The sequence below is a fragment of the Ramlibacter sp. genome (assembly GCF_035548915.1).
Lineage (GTDB): Bacteria > Pseudomonadota > Gammaproteobacteria > Burkholderiales > Burkholderiaceae_C > Ramlibacter.
Window position 1 is genome coordinate 14365 of the sequence record NZ_DASZSE010000005.1, and the last position, 21325, is coordinate 35689.

At 68.4% G+C, this 21325-nt stretch carries 16 protein-coding genes; 14 read left to right on the plus strand and 2 right to left on the minus strand.

The genetic code is table 11. The features are described 5' to 3' along the window. Window positions 1-13: 13 nt before the first annotated feature. Both hemL and thiD read right to left on the minus strand, forming a co-directional pair. Complete coding sequence (gene hemL / locus VHA82_RS00835; protein ID WP_325539284.1) at window positions 14-1318, minus strand: glutamate-1-semialdehyde 2,1-aminomutase; 1305 nt, start codon at window positions 1316-1318, stop codon at window positions 14-16. Further along, window positions 1302-2249 carry a bifunctional hydroxymethylpyrimidine kinase/phosphomethylpyrimidine kinase gene (gene thiD, locus VHA82_RS00840; RefSeq protein WP_325539286.1) on the minus strand — a complete coding sequence of 316 codons (948 nt, stop codon included), beginning with the start codon at window positions 2247-2249 and terminating at the stop codon, window positions 1302-1304. Before thiD ends, hemL begins: the two co-directional genes overlap by 17 nt. A gap of 128 nt (window positions 2250-2377) precedes the next feature. On the opposite strand from thiD, the gene VHA82_RS00845 reads away from it, so the two are divergent. The 14 genes from VHA82_RS00845 to VHA82_RS00910 all read left to right on the plus strand — a co-directional run bounded on the left by VHA82_RS00845 (window position 2378) and on the right by VHA82_RS00910 (window position 21314). Further along, window positions 2378-2530 (plus strand): rubredoxin, encoded by a 153-nt coding sequence (locus VHA82_RS00845; protein WP_325539434.1) that lies wholly within the window; start codon window positions 2378-2380, stop codon window positions 2528-2530. Between the two features lie 71 nt (window positions 2531-2601). After that, entirely contained in the window at window positions 2602-2982 is a 381-nt protein-coding gene (locus VHA82_RS00850) for a response regulator (RefSeq protein WP_325539288.1), read from the plus strand. A gap of 32 nt (window positions 2983-3014) precedes the next feature. Then, a complete protein-coding gene (locus VHA82_RS00855) occupies window positions 3015-3380 on the plus strand; it encodes a response regulator transcription factor (protein WP_325539290.1) in 366 nt (121 codons plus the stop codon). Window positions 3381-3436: 56 nt separating this feature from the next. After that, complete coding sequence (locus tag VHA82_RS00860) at window positions 3437-3973, plus strand: chemotaxis protein CheW (RefSeq protein ID WP_325539292.1); 537 nt, start codon at window positions 3437-3439, stop codon at window positions 3971-3973. A 45-nt stretch (window positions 3974-4018) separates the two neighbouring features. After that, entirely contained in the window at window positions 4019-6304 is a 2286-nt protein-coding gene (locus VHA82_RS00865; RefSeq protein ID WP_325539294.1) for a methyl-accepting chemotaxis protein, read from the plus strand. Between the two features lie 25 nt (window positions 6305-6329). Continuing rightward, window positions 6330-12407 (plus strand): Hpt domain-containing protein, encoded by a 6078-nt coding sequence (locus tag VHA82_RS00870; RefSeq protein ID WP_325539296.1) that lies wholly within the window; start codon window positions 6330-6332, stop codon window positions 12405-12407. A gap of 258 nt (window positions 12408-12665) precedes the next feature. Further along, a complete protein-coding gene (locus VHA82_RS00875; protein WP_325539298.1) occupies window positions 12666-14339 on the plus strand; it encodes an FAD-dependent oxidoreductase in 1674 nt (557 codons plus the stop codon). 6 nt (window positions 14340-14345) lie between these two features. Continuing rightward, window positions 14346-15422, plus strand: coding sequence for a cupin domain-containing protein (locus VHA82_RS00880; protein WP_325539300.1), 1077 nt, complete (start codon window positions 14346-14348; stop codon window positions 15420-15422). Between the two features lie 7 nt (window positions 15423-15429). After that, window positions 15430-16317, plus strand: a complete 888-nt coding sequence (locus VHA82_RS00885) for a fumarylacetoacetate hydrolase family protein (protein WP_325539302.1) — start codon at window positions 15430-15432, stop codon at window positions 16315-16317. A gap of 10 nt (window positions 16318-16327) precedes the next feature. Beyond that, window positions 16328-17461, plus strand: coding sequence for a 2-methylaconitate cis-trans isomerase PrpF family protein (locus VHA82_RS00890; RefSeq protein ID WP_325539304.1), 1134 nt, complete (start codon window positions 16328-16330; stop codon window positions 17459-17461). Window positions 17462-17494: 33 nt separating this feature from the next. Continuing rightward, a complete protein-coding gene (locus VHA82_RS00895; protein WP_325539306.1) occupies window positions 17495-18478 on the plus strand; it encodes a tripartite tricarboxylate transporter substrate binding protein in 984 nt (327 codons plus the stop codon). Window positions 18479-18484: 6 nt separating this feature from the next. Then, complete coding sequence (locus VHA82_RS00900; protein WP_325539308.1) at window positions 18485-19195, plus strand: FadR/GntR family transcriptional regulator; 711 nt, start codon at window positions 18485-18487, stop codon at window positions 19193-19195. Between the two features lie 20 nt (window positions 19196-19215). Beyond that, window positions 19216-20088 (plus strand): isocitrate lyase/PEP mutase family protein, encoded by an 873-nt coding sequence (locus tag VHA82_RS00905; RefSeq protein ID WP_325539310.1) that lies wholly within the window; start codon window positions 19216-19218, stop codon window positions 20086-20088. A 44-nt stretch (window positions 20089-20132) separates the two neighbouring features. Then, complete coding sequence (locus VHA82_RS00910; RefSeq protein ID WP_325539312.1) at window positions 20133-21314, plus strand: FAD-dependent monooxygenase; 1182 nt, start codon at window positions 20133-20135, stop codon at window positions 21312-21314. Window positions 21315-21325 lie beyond the last annotated feature (11 nt).

Consider the following 21325-nt stretch of genomic DNA (forward strand, 5'->3'; position numbering starts at 1 on the left):
ACAACCCGACAGCTCAAATCGCCTTGAACGCCTCGCGCGCCGCCGCGATGGTCGCTTCGACATCCGCATCCGAATGCGCGGCGCTCACGAACCCCGCTTCGTACAGCGCCGGCGCGATGTACACGCCTCGATCGAGCAGGCCGTGGAAGAAGCGCCCGAATCCCGCCGCGTCGCTCTTCATCACCTGCCCATAGTTCTGCGGCAGCTCCTGCAGCAGGAAGAAGCCGAACATCCCGCCTTCCGAGTCACCGCTGAACGCAACGCCCGCTTCGGCCGCCGCGGCTTTCAAACCGGCCATCAGGGCTTGCGTGCGAATTCCAAGCGCGTGAAAAAATCCTGCTTTGCCGATTTCTTTCAGAGTGGCCAGCCCGCAGGCCGTCGCAACGGGATTGCCGCTCAAGGTGCCCGCCTGGTACACCGGCCCCGTGGGCGAGAGCTGCTCCATGATCGCGCGCGGCCCGCCGAACGCGGCAAGCGGCATGCCCCCGCCGATCACCTTGCCGAGCACCGTGAGGTCGGGCCGGAAGCCCGGGAGTTGCGCGGCGTACACACTCGCGGCGCCGCCCATCGCCACACGGAAACCGGTCATCACCTCGTCGAGCACCAGCAGCGCGCCATGCTGCGTGCACAGTTCGCGGCAGCGCTGCATGAAAGGCAGGCTCGCGCGCACGAAATTCATGTTGCCCGCGATCGGCTCGATCACGACGCAAGCGATTTCGCGGCCGTACGCCGAGAACGCCTCCTCCAGCTGGCCCACGTTGTTGTATTCGAGGACGGCCGTGTGCTGCACCACCTCCGCCGGCACGCCCGCCGACGTCGGATGGCCGAAGGTCGCGAGTCCCGAGCCGGCCTTCACGAGCAGCGCATCGGCGTGCCCGTGGTAGCAGCCTTCGAACTTCACGATGCGGCTGCGCCCGGTCGCGCCGCGCGCGAGACGGATCGCGCTCATCGCCGCCTCGGTGCCCGAACTCACGAGCCGCACCATCTCCACCGCAGGCAGATGCCGCACGATTTCCTCGGCGAGTTCGATCTCGCGCTCGGTCGGCGCGCCGAACGAAAATCCCTCGGCCGCGGCGCGCTGCACGGCGTCGAGCACCGCCGGATGCCCATGGCCGAGGATCATCGGCCCCCAGGAGCCGATGTAGTCGATGTAGCGCTTGCCGTTCGCATCCCAGATGTAGGGGCCGGCCGCGCTCGCGATGAAGCGGGGCGTGCCGCCCACCGCGCGAAAGGCGCGCACGGGCGAGTTCACGCCGCCCGGGATGAGAGCGCGCGCGCGTTCGAAGAGGGCGGCGTTGCGATCAGTGCTTGGTGTCATGGGCAGGCAGGTCGAAGCTTGCGGGGGTGGCGTCCGTCGCGGCGGATTCGCCTGCTGAGTCCTCGTCGTTGCTTTCGGGCTGGGCCCAGAACATGCGGTCGGGGATCACGTGGCCCATGCCCGGGCGGAACCCACCGTCGAGGCAGCGATCGAGATACGCGAGCGCTTCGGTCGCGGCGGCGGCGAGGTCGGTGCCGCCCGCAAGCAGCGCCGCGAGCGCCGCCGACAGCGTGTCGCCCGCGCCGGAGAACATCGCATCGAAGCGTTCGAACTTCTGGCCGCCCATCACGGCCTGCGGCGTGGCGAGCACGTTGTCCACGAACTGGTCGGGCAGGGGCACGCCGGTCACGAGCGTATAGGGCACGCCCATTTCGGACGCGGCCTTCGCGATGTCGCGTGGCGTCGGGCTGCGCTCGGCGCTCCACTCGGGCAGGAGCCACCGCCAGAGCGTGCTGTGGTTGCCCACGAGTACCGTGGTCTGCGGCAGCATGAGTTCGCGAAACGCGTCGAGATAGAGATCGGCGAGGCCCTCGTCCCACCACGAGAGGGCGGGCATGTAGGCGATGAGGGGCACGTCCGCATAGTCGGCCGCGATCTCGGCCACCGTGCTCACCGCCTCGGGGCTGCCGAGAAAGCCGATCTTGAACACCTGGATCGGCACGTCCTCGAGGATCGTGCGGGCCTGCTGCGCCACGGCTTCCTCGTCGAGCGCGAAATGATCGAACGCTTCGGCCGTGTCGCGCACGTAGGCGCCTGTTGCAATCGGCAACGGATGCGCGCCGACCGACGCGACCGCGGTGATGTCGGCGGCGAGGCCGCCCGCGCCGCTCGGGTCGTTCGCGTTGAAGACCATGACGCATGCCGGCCCCGAAGGCTCGGATGCGTCGTCATCGGGATCCAGCGTTTCGGTGGGAATATTGGGGTTTGCCATGAGGGCCTGGAGTCGCTCTCGCCCGCGGGATGGCGGTGCGGCAATCGTGGCGCAGGGGGCCCGATACAATCGTTGCATTCTATGCGAAGGCCCTTTAAGCTGTGACCGAAACCAAGACCAAGACCTGGATGTGTCTGATTTGCGGGTGGATCTACGATGAGGCCGCCGGCGCTCCCGAGCATGGCATCGCGCCCGGGACCCCATGGGAGCAGGTGCCGATGAACTGGACATGCCCCGAATGCGGCGCCCGCAAGGAAGATTTCGAGATGGTTGAGATTTGACGCGTGGGGGTCGCGAAGAAGCCGGACGCCTCCCCGCGCACGAGCGGCACTGAATCGAGGAGCAGCGTCAAGTGGGCACGACAGGATTGAAGGTGTTGGTGATCGACGACAGCAACACCATCCGGCGTAGCGCGGAAATCTTCCTGAAGCAAGGCGGCCACGAGGTCATGCTGGCCGAGGACGGTTTCGATGCCCTCGCCAAGGTGAACGATTACCAGCCCAACCTCATCTTCTGCGACATCCTGATGCCGCGTCTGGACGGCTATCAGACCTGCGCGATCATCAAGCGCAACGCGAAATTCGCGAACACTCCCGTGGTGATGCTGTCGTCCAAGGACGGCGTGTTCGACAAGGCGCGCGGACGCATGGTGGGCTCGCAGGATTACCTGACGAAGCCGTTCACCAAGGACCAGCTCCTGCAGACGGTGCAGCAGTTCGGCGCTGCGAAGTAGGCGCGCACAAAGAAATGGAAGGAGTGAAGAAGATGGCGATCAAGAAGGTGCTCGTCGTGGACGATTCGAAGACGGAGCTCATGTTCATGACGGACCTGCTGCAGAAAAACGGGTTCGCCGTGCGCACGGCCGAAAACGCCGACGACGCGTTCAAGCGCCTGGCCGAGGACAAGCCCGACCTCATCCTCATGGACGTGGTGATGCCCGGGCAGAACGGCTTTCAGCTCACGCGCGCGATCACGCGCGACCCGAAGTTCTCGGACGTGCCGATCATCATGTGCACGAGCAAGAACCAGGAGACCGACCGCGTGTGGGGCATGCGCCAGGGCGCGCGCGACTACATCACGAAGCCGGTCGACGCCGACGAGCTGATGGCGAAGATCAAGGCGCTCGGCTGACCGCCGCCCCGCCCGTCGACGCCGATCCCCGCCGCAAGCAGTACCCCGACGACACCATGGCCAACCGCGAAGCGCTTCGAGAACTCCAGAGCCGGCTCGCGAGCCGGCTGCAGGCGGCTCGCGCCGAGGGCGTGCAGGCCTCCTGGCTCGCCGTCGAGGCGGCCGGCCGCAAGTACCTGTTTCCGCTCACGCAGTCCGGCGAGATCTTCCCGTTCACCTCGACCCTGCCCGTGCCCTATACGCGCGACTGGTTCCTGGGCGTGGCCAACCTGCGCGGCGGCCTCTACGGCGTCGTGGATCTGGCGAGCTTCGTGGGCGGCCGCGCTCCGGTGCAGCGTTCCGATGCCGGCCGCGCCGAGTCGCGGCTCGTCGCGCTCAACGCGATGCTCGAAGTCAACTGCGCGCTCCTGATCGACCGCCTCGCGGGGCTGCGCAATCTCGACGCTTTCACCGCCTCGGGCGAGCCGCCCGAGGGTTCACCCGAATACTTCGGCAGCGGCTACACCGATGCCCATGGCGCTTACTGGCAGGAAATCAATCTGCAGGCGCTCGCGCAGCAACCCCGCTTTCTCGCCATCAGCGCTGCATCGTGACCGCGGCAGCGCGCATCCGCATTCGTCCCCGTTGAGGCTTGCATCATGTCCGTCGTTGATTCATTGAAGAACCTGTTCTCGAAGAAGCGTACCGAGCCCGACACGCAGGACGGGCTCAGCATGGCTTCGCCCGATGCCTCGATGCTCGATCCGCACGGGGTCGCGCAGATGGGCAGCACGCAGGGCATCGCCGCGCTCCCCGAGGCCTCGCCCGGTGCGGACGGCATGAGCGACGATTCGCTCTCGCCGGAGGTCGACGAGGCCGAGCTCATCTCGTTTCCGCTCCTTGGGCGGCGCAGCATCGCGACGCACCAGCGCATCCTCTTCACGCTGCTTGCCCTCTCGCTCGGTGTGCTGGGGTCGGTCGCCATCCTCGCGATCAACCAGGCCGACAAGGTGGCGCACGAGCTCGGCGGCACCGGCCAGTCGCTCATGCAGTCCCAGCGTCTCGCGAAGTCGGTGTCGCAGGCCCTCGTGGGCTCGCCCCAGGCCTTCCCCGACGTGCGCGAAGCGTCCGACGTGCTCGCGAAGACGGTGCGCGGCCTGAAGACCGGCGACGAGGCGCTCCAGCTGCAGCCCGTGGCGCCGGAACTGCAGGAAGACGTCGACAAGATCATGCCCATGATGGAGCGCGCGGAGAAGAACGCGAACACCGTGATGGGCCAGCAGAAGATCCTGACGCAGGTGGGCAGCGCCCTGCGCACGATCAACCGGCAGTCGTCGGACCTGCTGGAAATCGCGGAGACGGTTTCGTCTCTGAAGCTCCAGCAAAACGCCGCGCCGGCCGAGATTTCCGCGGCGGGCCAGCTCGTGATGCTCACGCAGCGCATCGGCAAGTCGGCCAACGAATTCCTCACGATGGAAGGCGTGTCGCCCGAGGCGGTGTTCCTGCTCGGCAAGGACTTGAACTCGTTCAAGGAAATCGCGCAGGGCCTGCAGGACGGCAGCCCCGAGCTGCGCCTCACGGGCTCCAAGGACCCGCAGACGCGCGAGCGGCTCGATGCGCTCATGAAGCTCTACGAGCAGACCCGCACGCAGGCCGGCGCCATCCTCGGCAACCTGCAGGGTCTCGTCTCCGCGCGCGAAGCGCAGTCGGCGATCATCCAGGACAGCGAGCCGCTGCGAAAGGCGCTGGAAGACCTGCAGGCGAAGCTCTCGCTGCAAACGGGCCTCGGCGCCGGCTCGCTGATTGCCCTCATCGTGTCCTCCGCGTTCGCGATCCTCTGCGCCGTGGGCCTCGCCTACGTGCAGCTGCAGGACTCGCGCAAGCGCCAGGAAGTGGCCGAGCAGCAGCGGCTGGAAGCCGAGCGGCAGGAGCAGGAAGCCAAGCGCGTGAACGACGCGAACCAGGCGGCCATTCTGCGGCTGATGAACGAACTGCAGTCGGTGGCCGAGGGCGACCTCACGCAGGAAGCCACCGTGACCGAAGACATCACCGGCGCCATCGCCGACTCGGTGAACTACACGGTGGAGGAACTGCGGCAGCTCGTGGGCGCGGTGCAGACCACGGCCACCAAGGTGGCGCAGACGACGGCGCAGGTGGAGTCGACCTCCACCGAACTGCTCGCGGCGTCCACCGAACAGCTGCGCGAGATTCGCGAAACCGGCCAGTCGGTGCTCGACATGGCGACCCGGATCAACCAGGTGTCGGGGCAGGCGCAGGAATCGGCCCAGGTGGCGCGGCAATCGCTGAAGGCCGCCGAAACCGGCCTGCAGGCGGTGCAGAACGCCATCGGCGGCATGAACGCGATCCGCGACCAGATCCAGGAAACTTCCAAGCGCATCAAGCGCCTCGGCGAATCGTCGCAGGAGATCGGCGAAATCACGGAGCTGATTTCCGACATTACCGAACAGACCAACGTGCTCGCCCTGAACGCCGCCATTCAGGCGGCGTCGGCGGGTGAAGCGGGACGCGGCTTCTCGGTGGTGGCCGAGGAAGTGCAGCGCCTCGCCGAACGCTCCGCGGATGCGACGCGCCAGATCTCGGCGCTCGTGAAGGCGATTCAGACCGACACGCAGGATGCGGTGGCCGCCATGGAGCGCTCCACGCAGGGCGTGGTGGAAGGAGCCAAGCTCTCCGACAACGCGGGCACGGCGCTCACCGAGATCGACCAGGTGTCCAGACGCCTTGCCGACCTCATCGAACAGATTTCGAGCACCGCGGCGAAGGAAGCCGAATCGGCGAACGTGGTGGCGGGCAACATCCAGCACATCTTCGCCGTGACGGAGCAAACGGGTGAAGGCACGCGCTCGACGGCGCAGCAGGTGCGCGAGCTCACGCGCATGGCCGAGGAACTGCGTCAATCCGTGGCCCGTTTCAAGATCGCCTGATCCCTCCAGTCGCGGGGAAAGATTCATGGAAGCAGCCCAAGACCTCGATCTCGCGACCAACGACCTCGGGCCGCTCGCCTGGGTGCTGGAGGAGTTGCGCAAGTCGCTCGAGTCGGCTTCGTCGGCGCTCAGGCGCTTCGTGCGCGACGCCGCGCTCGCGCGCGGGCAGGACATGGCCTCGGTGGACGCGGGGCAGTTGCGCATCGCGCGCCAGCACATGCACCAGGCGGTGGGTGCGCTCGAAATGGTGGGCCTCGCCGCGCCCGCGCACGTGCTGCGCTGCATGGAAGCGGCGGTGCAGAAGTTCGTCGAACGCCCCGAGCTGTGCACCGAGCCCGCCGCGCAGAAGGTGGAGCGCGCGGGCTTCGCCCTCACCGAATACCTGGAAGCCCTGCTGCTCGGCAAGCCCGTGTCGCCCGTGTCGCTCTTTCCGCAGTACAAGGAAGTCCAGGACACGGCCGGCGCCGACCGCGCGCACCCGGCCGACCTGTGGCTGATCGACTGGCGCTGGATCGATCCGCCCGCGCCCGCGGCCGCCCAGGCGGTGGTGTACGACCCCGCCGTGCGCGCGAAGATGGACCAGGCGGTGCTGAAGATCGTGAAGTCCGCCGACGCGCAGGCCGCGCGCGAGCTCTCCGACACCTGCCTGCAACTCGCCGAGACGCAGACCGCGCGCCAGCCGAAGGTGTTCTGGAAGATCTGCGCGGCCTACTTCGAAGCGATCGCGCAGCGGCTGCTTCCCGCCGATGTCTATGTGAAGCGCGCGGCATCGCGCATCCTGCTGCAGTACGCGTCGCTCGCCAAGGGCGAGCAGGGCGTGTCGGACCGTCTCGCGCAGGACCTCGTCTTTTTCTGCGCGCAGGCGGCGGCGCCGAACCCCGCGTCGAACGCGCCCGTGCTCGCGGCCGTGCGCGAGGCCTACGGCCTCACCCGTCACGTGCCGGTGGACTACAGCACGAGCCCCTTCGGCCGGTTCGACCCGGTGTTGCTCGGCCAGGCGCGCAAGCGCATCTCGGCGGCGAAGGAAACGTGGTCGGCGCTATCCGGTGGCGACGCGAACAAACTGAAGGGCGTGGCCGACCAGTTCAACCTGGTCACCGACTCGCTCGCGAAACTGCATCCGCCGAGCGCGCCGCTCGCGCAGTCGCTGATCGCGGCGATCGAATCGGTAACCCGATCCGGCCGGCCGCCTTCCACCGAGCTCGCGATGGAGGTGGCCACCGCCATCCTCTACCTCGAAGCCGCGTTCCAGGACCTCGATCCGAACGACTCGCGGCTTGCCACGCGCACCGCGCGGCTCGCGGAGCGGCTCGACGGCGTGCGCCAGGGCGGCCAGCCCGAAGCGCTCGAGCCGTGGATGGAGGAGCTCTACCGGCGCGTGAGCGATCGCCAGACGATGGGCAGTGTCGTGGGCGAGCTGCGCAGCACGATGTCGGAGCTCGAAAAGCTCCTCGATCACTTCTTTCGCAATCCGGCCGACAAGGCGCATCTGCGCGAGGCGCCGAATCATCTCGCGCAGATGCGCGGCGTGCTGTCGGTGCTGGGGCTCGATCAGGCGGCGAACGCGGTTCAGCGCATGCGCGAAACGGTGGAGGAGATCATCGTCACCGAAGTGGACGAGGCGCGCGCGCGCGCCGCGGGCACGTTCGACAAGCTGGGCAACAACCTCGGTGCGCTCGGCTTTCTGATCGACATGCTCAACTACCAGCCGGCGCTCGCGAAGAAGCTCTTCGTCTACGACGACAGGGCCGGCGAGCTGAGGCCGCTCATGGGGCGCGGTGGCGCCCCTGCGCAGGAACACCCGGGCGAACCTGCCTCCGACAGCGCGCTGTCGCAGGAGGTGATGTCGGTCGTCACCGAGGCGAAGCAGTCCGGTTTCGGCGAGCTCGACGATCACCTGAGCGAGAAGCTCGGCACGATCGCGACGCACGCCGCGCTCGAAGACAACCGCGGTGTCGCGCGGGCCGCGCGCGAAGCGGCCGCGGCGGTGTCCAACCAGGACGCCGAGGCCGCCGCCGCGGCACTCCAGCATCTCGCCGCCACGGCAAGCAAGCCGCCCGCGCCCGAAGCGGTGGCGGCACCCACGCCGATGCCCGCGTCGCAGGACGAAGGCGACGACGAGCTGCGCGACATCTTCCTGGAGGAGGCGCGCGAAGTGGTCGGCAACGGCCGTGCCGCGATCCAGGCGCTGGCCGTCGCGCCGAGCGACGTCGGCGAAATGACGACGCTGCGCCGTGCGTTCCACACGCTCAAGGGCAGCTCGCGCATGGTGGGCCTCAACGAATTCGGCGAGGCCGCCTGGTCGATGGAACAGGTGCTCAATACGTGGCTCGCGGATCAGAAGCCCGCCGATGACGACCTGCGCGCGCTGGCGGATGCCGCGCTCGAGGGCTTTGGCCGCTGGATCGAAGACATCTCGCGCCACACCGATGCCGGGTGGAAGGCTGCCATGTTCCGCGGCGCCGCCGAGGCGATGCGGGTCGACCAGCGGCTGGTCGCGTTGTCGCTTCCGGGTTCCGGTGAAGCCGCGATGCCGGCCGCCGTGGAAGAAAGCGTCGACGTTCCGGCGCCGGAAATCGCCGAAGCCGCGCTGCCGTTCCTCGAAGTGACGCAGCAGCCGGCTGAAGAACCGCAGTCGGAGCCGGCCATCGACCTCGCGTTCGAGGTGCCCGACGCCGCGACGCCGCCGCAGGAAACCGAGCCCGAGGAATTGCCTGCGGACTTCGAAGTCGAGCTGAGCGCGCTGCCGCCCGCCACCGAGCCGGCCTCGCCGCCGCAGGAAATCGCGGGCATCGATTTCGACAGTCTGTCGGAAGTCGCGGGCCTCGCGTCCGACCGCGGCTTCGAAGCGGTGGAGCTGCCGCCGCAGGCGCCGGCCGACGCGCCCGTCGACTTGAGACACGACAATGAGGTCTCGGCTGAATCGAGTGAAGCGCAGCCGAGTCACGAAGAAGACGAAGCATCCGTCCAGACGGGGCAGGAGCCCGCGCGGGACGATCAGGTCAAGGTGATCGGCAGCCTGCGCATCGGCATCCCGCTTTACAACGTCTATCTGAACGAGGCGGACGAATGGTCGCGCCGGCTCGTCACCGAAGTGGGCGAGTGGGCGCTCGAGCTGAACGAGCCCGTGCGGGAGTCCACCGTCGGCTGGGCGCACGCCCTTGCGGGGAGTTCGGCGACGGTGGGTTTCCACGCGCTGTCCGACATCGCCCGAGCGCTCGAAAGCGCGCTCGGCCATGCGCAGATGCTCGCCTACGGGACGCCGCAGCAGGCCCAGGCATTCACCGCGGCGGCCGATGAGATTCGCCGCCTCCTGCACCAGTTCGCCGCGGGCTTCCTGAAGGAGCCGGACCCGCAGGTCGTGCGCGCGCTGCACGCGCTGGACGAACTGGACATCCCGCTGCGCGAGGAGCGTCCGCGCGACCTCATGGAGGACGCCGCAAGCGAGCTGGCCGCCATCGAGGTTGCTGAATCGCCCGAGATGCGGGTCGAGATGCAGCCCGAGCCGCAACCCGAGCCGCAACCTGAACCCGAGCCGCAACCCGAGCCCGAGCCCGAAGCGTTCGCGGCCGAACCGATTCAGCCGACGGCGGCATCCGTGGCCGCCCCCGTGGCGAGTCAGGCCGTTGTTCCCGCTCCTGAAATGCCCGCCCCCGCCGCAGCATCGATGCACATGGCGCCGCTCGCGGGCGAGGAAGAGGACATCGACGTTGCCGACGTCATCGACCCCGACCTGTTCCCGATCTTCGAGGAAGAAGCGGCGGAGCTGATGCCGCACCTGGGCGGCGTGCTGCGGCAGTGGCATGCGCGCCCCGAGAACCGGTCCGCGCGCGACGAAGCGCTGCGCGCGCTGCATACGCTGAAGGGCAGTTCGCGCCTGGCGGGCGCCTTGCGGCTCGGTGAGATGGCGCACCGGCTCGAGTCGCAGATCGAATTTCTCGGCGCCGAGGACGTGAATCCGACCGACCTCGAGGACCTGCTGCACCGCTACGACACGATGCAGGCGCGCTTCGACGCGATGCGCGCCGTGGGTGCCGGCGCCGAAGCGCCCCTGGTGCTGGTGGCGCAGCCCGAAGCCGCGGTGCGCGAAGCGCCGCGCGAACCCGAGGCGCCGCTGCCCGAGCGGCTCGACGCCGTGGCGGCGCAGGATACGCAGCCGCGGCCGCTTCGCGTGAAGACGGCGCTTGCGATGCCGGCCACGCTTGCGGTGACGCCGACGCGCGCGGGGGCCAACCAGGCGGTACGCGTGCGATCGCAACTGCTCGACCGCCTCGTCAATCAGGCCGGCGAAGTGATGATCACGCGGTCGCGGCTGGAGGAGGAATTGCGCCAGCTGCGCGGCTCGCTGCAGGACCTCACCGGCAACCTCGATCGTCTGCGCACGCAGCTGCGCGAGATGGAACTGCAGGCCGAGTCGCAGATGCAGTCGCGCCTCGCGCAGGCCCGCGACACGGCCGCGAACTTCGACCCGCTCGAATTCGACCGCTTCACGCGCGTGCAGGAACTCACGCGCTTCATGGCCGAGTCGGTGAACGACGTGGCGACCGTGCAGCGCAACATCCAGCGCGTGGTGGAAGCCACCGAAGACGACCTGATCGCCCAGGCTCGGCAGACGCGCGAGCTGCAGCGCGACCTGCTGCGAACGCGCATGGTGGAGTTCGAAGGCATCTCCGACCGCCTCTACCGCGTGGTGCGCTTAGCCGCCAAGGAAAGCGGCAAGCAGGTGAAGCTCGACATCGAAGGCGGCTCCATCGAAATGGACCGCGGCGTGCTGGACCGCATGACGCCCGCGTTCGAACACCTGCTGCGCAACTGCGTGGCGCACGGCATCGAGTTGCCGCAGGTGCGCGCGGCGAGCGGGAAGGACGCGTCCGGCAGCATCGTGATCAGCCTGCATCACGAAGGCAACGACGTGTCGGTGGAGTTCAGGGACGATGGCGCGGGACTGGACCTGCCGCGCATCCGCGACAAGGCGCTGCAGCAAGGCGTCATCTCCGCGGATCAACAGCTCACCGATGGGGAGGCGGCCAACCTCATCTTCCTGCCGGGGTTCACCACGGCGTCGCAGGTGACGGAGCTCGCGGGCCGCGGCATCGGCATGGACGTCGTGCGCGCCGAGGTGAGCGCGCTGGGCGGACGCATCGAGACGGTGACGCAGGCCGGCCACGGGACGAGCTTCAAACTCGTGCTGCCGCTCACGACCGCGGTGACGCAAGTCGTGATGATCCGCTGCGGCTCGCTTTCGATCGGCGTGCCCGCCAACCTGGTGGAGATCGTGCGGCGCGCGACCGCGAAGGAAGTCGAGCGCGCGTACGAGACCGGCACTTACGATTTCAGCGGCGAGCCGTTGCCCTTCTTCTGGTCCGGCGCGCTGCTGCAGTCCTCCCCGAGGAGCCTGGAGCCGATCGCCAAGACACTTCCCGTCATCGTCTTTCGCTCCGCCGCGCAGCGTGTCGCGGTGCACGTGGACGAAGTGCTGGGCAACCAGGAAGTGGTGGTGAAGAATCTCGGGCCGCAGCTCTCGCGGCTGCCCGGCCTCGCCGGCATGACCGTGCTCGCGTCGGGCGCCGTGGTGCTGATCTACAACCCGGTGGCGCTCGCACAGGTGTACGGCGATCAGGCTCGCCAGCTCAGTGCGGAGAAGCCGGCCGAAGGTGAAGCGGCGGCCTCGGCGCGAATGGCGCCGATCGTTCCCGTTGAACTCGTGCCGCAGCCGCCCGCGATTCCGCTGGTGCTCGTCGTCGACGACTCGATCACGGTGCGCCGCGTGACGCAGCGCCTGCTGCAGCGCGAAGGCTATCGTGTGTCGCTCGCGGCCGACGGCCTGCAGGCGCTCGAGCGGCTCGCGGAGGAGCGGCCCGCGGTGGTGCTGTCGGACATCGAGATGCCGCGAATGGACGGCTTCGATCTCGCGCGCAACATCCGCAACGACAAGACATTGCGCGATCTGCCGATCATCATGATCACTTCGCGCATCGCCGAGAAGCATCGCGAGCACGCGAAGGAGCTCGGCGTGAATCATTACCTCGGCAAGCCGTACTCGGAAGAAGAACTGCTCTCGCTCGTGAAGCACTACAGCACGGCGGCGGTGACGGCGGGCTGAGCGGCATCGCGACCGGCGCGCGCCGCGCCGACCACCTCATGACGACGACGTGCGCGGCCGCGCCGCGCGCGGCCGTGTCCCTTTCCGGCCGCCTCCCTTTCCTTCTGCCAGGGCGAGCGCATCGCCGCTAAAGCCCGCCGGTGTCCCCGGGGGCATTTGCCTTTGACCGGAATCAAGACGTATAATGGTCCGACCACTTCTTGATGTTGGTCTGACCAATGTCAAGACATCCAAGCATTCGCAAGGGCATCTCAAGTGATGGCTTCCGCTTTCCCCTCTGTCCTCGTCGTGGGCGGCGGCCCGGTCGGGCTCGCGCTGGCGGGCGATCTCGGCTGGCGCGGCGTCCACTGCACACTCATCGAAAAGGGCGACGGCACCGTCGGCCAGCCGAAGATGGACATGGTGGGCATCCGCTCCATGGAGTTCTGCCGTCGCTGGGGCATCGTCGACTGGGTCGAGGCCGCCGGCTACAACCGCGACTATCCGCAGGACTGCGCCTGGGTCACGAGCCTCAACGGCTACGAATTCGGCCGCGAATACTTTGCCTCTCCGAGCCAGGAACAACCCACGGCCCATAGCCCGCAAAAGCGCGAGCGGTGCCCGCAGAACTTCTTCGACCCGGTGCTGCAGCGATTCGCGCGGCGTTCCCCGACCGTCTCGCTTCAGTTCGACACGGAACTCGTCGGATTCGAAGACAAGGGCGACCGCGTCGAAGCGACGGTGCGCGACGTGCGCACGGGCGAGACGCGCACGATCCGCGCTTCCTACCTCGTCGGCTGCGACGGCGGCGCGAGCCAGGTGCGCCAATCGCTCGGCATCGACATGGTAGGCGACGCCGTACTCACCTACACCACGAACATCATCTTCCGCTGCGATGGCCTCGGGCAACTGCACGACAAGAAGCCCGGCTACCGCTTCATCTTCATCGGACCCGAAGGAACATGGGCCACGCTCGTGGCGATCAACGGGCGCGACCAGTGGCGCTTCTCGCTGATCGGCGACGCGCAACGGCGCACGCTCACCGAGGCCGAGGCGCGCGCCGCGATCGTCCGCGCCGTGGGCAAGCCGTTCGAATTCGAGATCCTCTCCATGCTGCCGTGGGTGCGGCGCCAGCTCGTCGCGCGGCACTACCGCAAGGGTCGCGCCTTCATCGCGGGCGACGCTGCGCATCTCACCTCGCCCACGGGCGGATTCGGCATGAATACCGGGCTGCTCGACGCGGTGAATCTTTCGTGGAAGCTCGCCGCCGCCGTGCAGGGCTGGGGCGGCGAACACCTGCTCGACAGCTACGAGATCGAGCAACTGCCGGTCGCGGTGCGCAACGTCGGCGAAGCCACCGAGAACCTGAGGCGCATGCTGTCGCCTCGCATTCTGCGGCCCGACCCCAGGGTGTTCGAAGGCGAGGGCCCCGAGGCGGACGCGGCGCGCCTTGAATACGGCGAGCGCTACACGGAGATGATGCGGCGCGAATGGTTCTCCGTCGGCGTGCATCTCGGCTACGTGTACGAAGGCTCGCCGATCGTCGTGCCCGACGGCACGCCGCGGCCGCCGCTGCAGACCTCGACCTACACGCCCACATCGCGGCCGGGCTCGCGCGCGCCGCACGTGTGGCTCGGCGAAGGCAAGTCGATCCTCGACCTCTTCGGCAAAGGCTTCGTGCTGCTTCGCTTCGGCGAAGGCGCCCCGGGCGTCGAGGCATTGGAACGCGCGGCCGCGAAAGTGGGCATGCCGCTTCGAGTCGTCGACATCGCCGACGAAGCCGCGGCGCGTCTTTATGAACGGCGTCTCGTGCTCGTGCGGCCCGACGGGCAAGTCGCGTGGCGCGGCGATGCGATCCCCGAAGACGCCGCGACGCTCGTGGACACGGTGCGCGGCGCGATCGCGGGCGTCGCGCCCGAGGTTTCCTTCGAAGCCGTGATCGCGGAGGCTTGAACGCCAATGGCCGAACACCACACCTCATCCGACGAAGCGGCCCGCCGCGCGCTGAAGGAAGACCTCGCTCGCTTCAACTGCCGCGTGCACCAGCTGGACGATCCGCCGCTTTTCACGCGCACGCCGCAGTCGGCGATGCAGACCGTGCACTGGAAGTGGACCGATCTCGAGCCGCTGCTCGAGCGGCTCGGACGCCAGCTCGCGCTGGAGCCGGGCGGCAATCGCCGCACGCTGCGCCTGCACAACCCGGGCCTCGACTACGGCACGACGCACACGTTCTGGGGCTCGATCCAGGTGATCCTGCCGGGCGAAATCGCGAGCAACCATCGCCATACCGCGAGCGCCTTTCGCTTCATCATGAAAGGCGGCGGCGCGACGACCACGGTGAACGGCGAACGCTATCCGATGAACGAGGGCGACCTCGTGCTCACGCCCAGCATGTCGTGGCACGACCACGAGTACCGCGGCCGCGAGCCGATGATCTGGCTCGACGTGCTCGACATCTCGCTCATGCGCTCGATGCACGCGACCTTCTTCGAAGGATCGAAGGAGCTGCAGCAGAAGGTGGCCGACGTACCCGACAGCTCGTGGCGCCGCTACGGCAGCGGCCTCATGAGCCCGCCGGGCGAAACGCCCGCACGCCGGGTCAATCCGCTGCTTGCCTATCCGCGCGCGATGGCCGAGGAAGCGCTCGACCAGGCCGCGGGACTTCCTGCCGACCCCTTCGACGACGTGATCCTCGAATACCGCAACCCCGTGACCGGCGGCCCGGCGATGACCACGATGGGCATGCGCCTGCAGAAGCTGCGCGCCGGCGTGCGCACGCGTGCGCGCCGCCACACCGGCAGCAAGCTGTACTACGTCGTGCGCGGCAGCGGCACGACCGTCGTCGACGGCCAGGCCTACGACTGGAACACCGGCGACTTTCTCGCCGTGAAGCCCTGGGCCTGGCACGAACACGCGAATCGCGGCACGCAGGACGCGGTCGTCTTCCAGGTGAACGACATCCCGGCGATGTCCGCGCTCGGCTACTACTTCGAAGAAGCGCTCGCGGACAACGGCGGCCACCAGCCACTTTCCTGATCTCCCCATGAAGATTGCTTCGTTCAACGATTTCCGCGTCGGCGTCGTCGATGGCACCGACCTCTACGACATGACCGGCGCGTTGCCGGAATTCCTCGCCGAGCTGCCGCGCCAGCGCGTGAACTGGCTCGTCGCGAACTGGGCGCGCGTGCAGGCTCGCTTTGCGCAATACCGCGAGACCGGCGCGCCGCTGCCGCTTGCGAATGTCACGCTGCTTGCCGCCAACCCGGCGCCGCAGCACGTGTTCGCGGCGCCCGCGAACTATCGCAAGCACATCGGCGAGCTCGGCGACCGCGCGGTGACGAAGGCCGGCCGCACGGCGCGCGAGCAGGGCTTTTTCCTGAAGGCGCCCGGCTCGCTCGTCGGCGCGGGCGGCGCGCTGCTGCTGCCCAAAGGCTCCGATCGCCGGTTCGATCACGAATCCGAACTGGCCGTGATCGTCGCCAAGGAAGCGCGCAACGTGCCGCGCGAGCGGGCGATGGAGTACGTCTTCGGCTATTCGTGCCTGATCGACGCCACGATGCGCATCGAAAAAGGCGTGGCCGAGGAAGAACGCTCCATGCGCAAGTCGTTCGAGAGCTTCACGCCGCTCGGCCCCTGGATCGTGACCGCCGACGAAGTGCCGTCGCCCGGCACGCTCGCCAACCGCCTCTGGGTCAACGGCGAGCTGAAGCAAAGCGCGAACACGAGCGAGATGATCGTGGGCATCGGCGAACTCGTCGAACTCGTCTCCTCGGTGCTCACGCTGCAGCCCGGCGACGTGATCGCGACGGGCACGCCCGAAGGCGTGGGCCCGTTCGCGCCCGGCGACGAAGTGCGCATCGAGATCGAAGGCGTCGGCGCCATGACGCTTCCCGTGCGCGAGTGCGAAGTGCGCTCGCCGCGGCCCTACTGAAGGCACGAGGATGCGCCGCATTCCGGCCGCCTTCATCCGAGGAGGCACGAGCAAGGCACTCGTCTTCCACGAGCGCGATCTGCCGCGCGACCGCGCGGCGTGGGACGACATCTTCCTGAAGGCCATGGGCACGCCGGACCGCTACGGCCGCCAGCTCAACGGCATGGGCGGCGGCGTCTCGTCGCTGTCGAAGGTGTGCGTGGTGGGCCCGCCGACCGTCGAAGGCGCGGATGTGGACTACACGTTCGTGCAGGTGCAGGTGAAGGAAGCCGCGCTCGACTATCGCGGCAACTGCGGCAACATGTCCTCGGCGATCGGCCCCTTCGCGGTGGACGAAGGCCTCGTGGCTGCTCCGCCCGACGGGCCCACGTGCGTGCGCATCCACAACACCAACACGCGCAAGATCATCGCGGCGCGATTCGACGTGCGCGATGGCCGAAGCGTGGAGAGCGGCCCGCTCGCGATTCCCGGCGTGGACGGCACGGGCGCGCCGGTGCGGCTCGAGTTCCGGCAACCGGGCGGTGCGTCCACGGGGAAGCTGCTTCCCACGGGACGGCCGACGGACACGCTCGTTCTGGACGACGGACGCCGCGTCACGGTGTCGCTCGTCGATGCCGCGAACGCCTGCGTCTTCGTCGATGCTGCCGACGTCGGCATCACCGGCGCGGAGTCTCCCGACGAGATCGGCGCGAACGCCGGCCTCATGGCCACGCTCGCGCAGCTGCGCCTCTCGGGCTCCGTCGCGATGGGGATCGCACCCGACCCCGAAGCGGCTGCTGCCGTTCGCATGATTCCGCTCATCGCGGCGGTCGCGGCGCCGATCCGCACGACGACACTCGACGGCGCCACGATCGAAGCGCATGAAGCGGATCTCGTCGTTCGCATGCTCTCCAACGGCCAGCCGCATCGCGCGCTGCCGCTCACCGGATCGCTGTGCGCCGCCGTCGCGATGCAGATCGCCGACAGCGTTCCCGGAAGGCTCGCGCGCCGCGAACGCGATGCCTCCGCGCTGCGGATCGCGATGCCTTCGGGCGTGCTCACCGTGGCGGCGGATGTCCGCCGCGAAGGCCACACGTGGCACGCGCTCAGCGGCTCATTCCTTCGCACCACCCGGCGTCTTTTCGACGGCCACGTCTACGCCTGACGCGGCCGTCACATCTTTCCTGAAGCAACTCCCATGAAATTCATCTCCGCAGTCACCGCCGCCGTCCTGGCCGTCGCATCGATCACCACTCATGCGCAGCAGCCCGCTGCCGGCCACTACCCGGCCAGGCCGATCACCATCATCGTTCCCTTCGCCCCCGGCGGCGGCATCGACGTGCTCGTGCGCGCGATGGCGCCGAAACTCACCGAACGCTGGAAGCAGCCGATCGTCGTGGAGAACAAGGCCGGCGCCGGATCGAACATCGGCACGTCGCAGGTGGCGCGCGCACCCGCGGACGGCTACACGCTGCTCGCCACCGTGAACCAGACGATGGTCGGCAACCGCTTCCTCTACAAGAACCTGCCCTACGACCCCGACAAGAGCTTCGAGCCGGTCACGATGATGGTGAAGGCCGACCAGCTGATCGTCGCCAATTCGAAGCTGCCCGCCAATACGCTGAAGGAAGTCGTGGCGCTCGCGCACAAGGAACCGGGCAAGCTCAACTACGGCTCGTTCGGCAACGGCAGCCAGCCGCACCTGCTCTTTTCCGTGATCAACGATCGCGAGAAGACCGACCTCACGCACATCCCGTACAACGGCATCACGCCGAATCTCACGGCGCTCGCCGCCGGCGACGTGCAGCTCGGTGCCGCGAGCGCGGGCGTGATCGCGCCGCTCGTGCAGTCGGGCAAGATCAAGCCGATCGCGGTGGCGGGCGACGCGCGGGCGCCGCAATACCCGAACGTGAGCACCACGACCGAGCAGGGCTTTCCGTACGCGAAGGTGTCGATCTGGTACGGCCTCTTCGCACCCGCGGGCACGCCGCCCGAAATCGTGAAGGAGATTCGCGCGGCCGTGCACGACGTCCTCTCCGACCCGAAGTTCGTGGAGCAGCAGGTCACCGCGCGCGGACTGAACGTCGTCGCGGGCGACGGCCGGCAGCTGCGCGAGGCGATCGCGAAGGAATCCGAAGTCACCGCGGCCATGATCAAGGCCGCGGGCGTGGTCGCGGAGTAAGCGTTCGTGGCCGCCACCGCACGCGTGTTCGAAGGCATCTCCGAGGACATCCGCGCGCGCGTGGCGCGCGGCGACTTGAAGCCGGGAGACAAGCTCAGTTCCGAACGCGACCTCGCCGAGAGCTACGGCGCATCGCGTTCGGCCGTGCGCGAGGCGCTGCGCAGCCTCGAGCGCGGCGGCGTGATCGAACTGCGCAAGGGCCCGCGCGGCGGCACCTTCGTGCGCAAGGCCGACACGGGGCTCGTCACCGCGTCGCTGGGCGACGCCATCAGCTTCGGCGGCGTCTCCATCGCAAGCCTCACCGAAAGCCGGACGATCGTGATGACGGCGGTCGTGCGGCTTGCCTGCGAGCGCGGCACGGAGGCGGACTTCGACCGGCTCGACGAAAGCATCTCGCTCACGGAACGACTGGGCAGCGAGGAGCAGCTCGAAGCGCGCCGCGTGCAGTTGCTCGACTTCTACCGGCTTCTCGGCGAAGCGGCGCGCAACGAAGTGCTCGTGATCCTCGTGTCCGCGTTGACGGACCTCGTGCTGAGGCTCATGGCGCAATACCGCGTGGGCCCGCGAGCGACGACGGTGCAGACGCATCGCAAGATCGTGAAGTGCCTGCGCCGCCGCGCCGCGGACGAGGCCGTCGCGCTGATGGCCGGGCACCTGGACAAGCTGCACGCCTACTTCCGCAAGTCCGCGATCGAAGCGGGCGCGGCATCGGCGTGAGAGCGTGCGAGGAGACATCGATGACGACCGCCGCGAACCCGGGTGCGCTCCTGCGCACCAAGCTGAATGAACGCAGGGGCCTTCTCGTGCCCGGCTGCGGCAACGCGCTCGCCGCGCGCGTCATCGAATCGCTCGGCTTCGAGGCGGTGTATCTGAGCGGCGCCGGCCTCACGAACAGTTTTTACGGCGCTCCGGACCTCGGATTCATCCATCTCGGCGACGTCGCGCAGCACACGGCGGCCGTGCGCGACGCGGTGCAACTGCCCCTCATCGTCGATGCGGACACGGGCTTCGGCAACGCGCTCAACGTGCGGCAGACGGTGCGCACGCTGGAGCGGGCGGGGGCGAATGCGATCCAGCTCGAAGACCAGGTGAGCCCGAAGCGCTGCGGCCACTTCTCGGGCAAGGCGGTGATCGATGCCGGGGAGATGTCGGGCAAGGTGAAGGCGGCGGTGGATGCGCGAGCCTCGGCCGACTTCCTCGTGATCGCGAGGACGGACGCATGCGCGGTGCACGGCATCGAAGACGCATTGGCGCGCGCCGAGCGCTACGCGCAAGCCGGCGCCGACGTCACCTTCGTCGAAGCGCCGACGGGCATCGAGGAGCTGCGCCGCATCGCGCGGCTGCCTTGCCCGCAAGTGGTGAACATCGTGATCGGCGGCAAGACGCCGGCGCTTGCCGCCGAGGAGTTCGGCCGCATGGGTTTCGCGCTGGTGCTCTATGCAAATGCCGCGCTGCAAGGCGCGGTGCGCGGCATGGTGGATGCGCTCGGGCGGCTGCGGCGCGACGGCATCCTCGCGGAAGACCCCGCGGTGGTCGCGACGTTCGCGCAGCGGCAGGCGCTCGTGCAAAAGGACCTCTTCGACGACCTGGAGCGGCGCTACGCCGGCTGAAGAGTATCGCAAGTGACATTCGTTCATCGGAAGGAGACAAGGCAATGCAAGTGATCATCGTCGGCGCCGGCCTGGGCGGCCTCACCGCGGCCGCGGCGCTCGCCGCGCGCGGCATCGAATTCACGCTGCTGGAGCAGGCTTCGCAGCTCGGCGAAATCGGCGCGGGCGTGCAGCTCGCGCCCAACGCGCTCAAGGTGCTGCGCGCGCTCGGGCTGGAACAACGCGCCGCCGAAGTGGGTTTCGAGCCCGGAGCGCACGTGATACGCAACTGGAAGACATCGCAGGTGCTGGCGCGCACGCCGTACAAGGGCGTGCTCACGGACATCTTCGGCGCGGCCTACTACGGCTATCACCGCGCGGACCTGCACGAGATCCTGCGCAGCGCCGTTCCGGCCGGCGCCATCCGGCTTTCGGCCCGTTGCACCGGTGTGCGCACGGAAGGCGACCAGGCGATCGTCACCCTCGCCGACGGCAGCGAACTCGCGGCCGATGCGGTGGTCGGCGCGGACGGCATCCATTCGGCGGTGCGCGGAAGCCTTTACGGCGCGGAGGCGCCGCGCTTCACCGGCAACGCGTGCTGGCGCGGCATGACGCCCGCATCCGCCTTGTCGCCGGGACTCGTCGACCCGGACATGACGGTGTGGTTCGGCCCCGGCGCGAGCGTCGTGCACTACTACATCCGCGGCGGCACGATCGTGAACTGGGTCGCCGCGTTCGAGTCCGACGCGTGGGCCGAGGAGTCCTGGAACGCGGAGGGGCGGCGCGAGGAGATGCTCGAGCGATTCGCCGACTGGCATCCGACGATCGTGTCGCTGCTCGCGAATTCCGACCGCTACCTGAAGTGGGGACTCTTCGACCGCGACCCGCTTTCGCAATGGAGCCGCGGCCGCGTCACGCTCATGGGCGACGCGTGCCATCCGATGCTGCCGTATCTCGCGCAGGGCGCGTGCATGGCGATCGAGGACGGCTACGCCGTCGCCGATGCGCTCGACAAGGGCCGCGGCGACGTGGTCGCCGCGTTGCAAGCCTACGAGCAGGCGCGGCGCGAACGCACGGCGCGCGTGCAGTTGCTCGCCCGCGCACGTTCGGTGGACAACCACCTGCGCGACGAGGCCTCGATCCGCGCGCGCGATGAGCGCTTCGCGAAGATTCGCGAGCAGCAGGGCAACGGCCGGCATTCGTACGGCATCGAGTGGATCTACGAGCACGACGTGACGCGTGCGTGAAACGAACCATC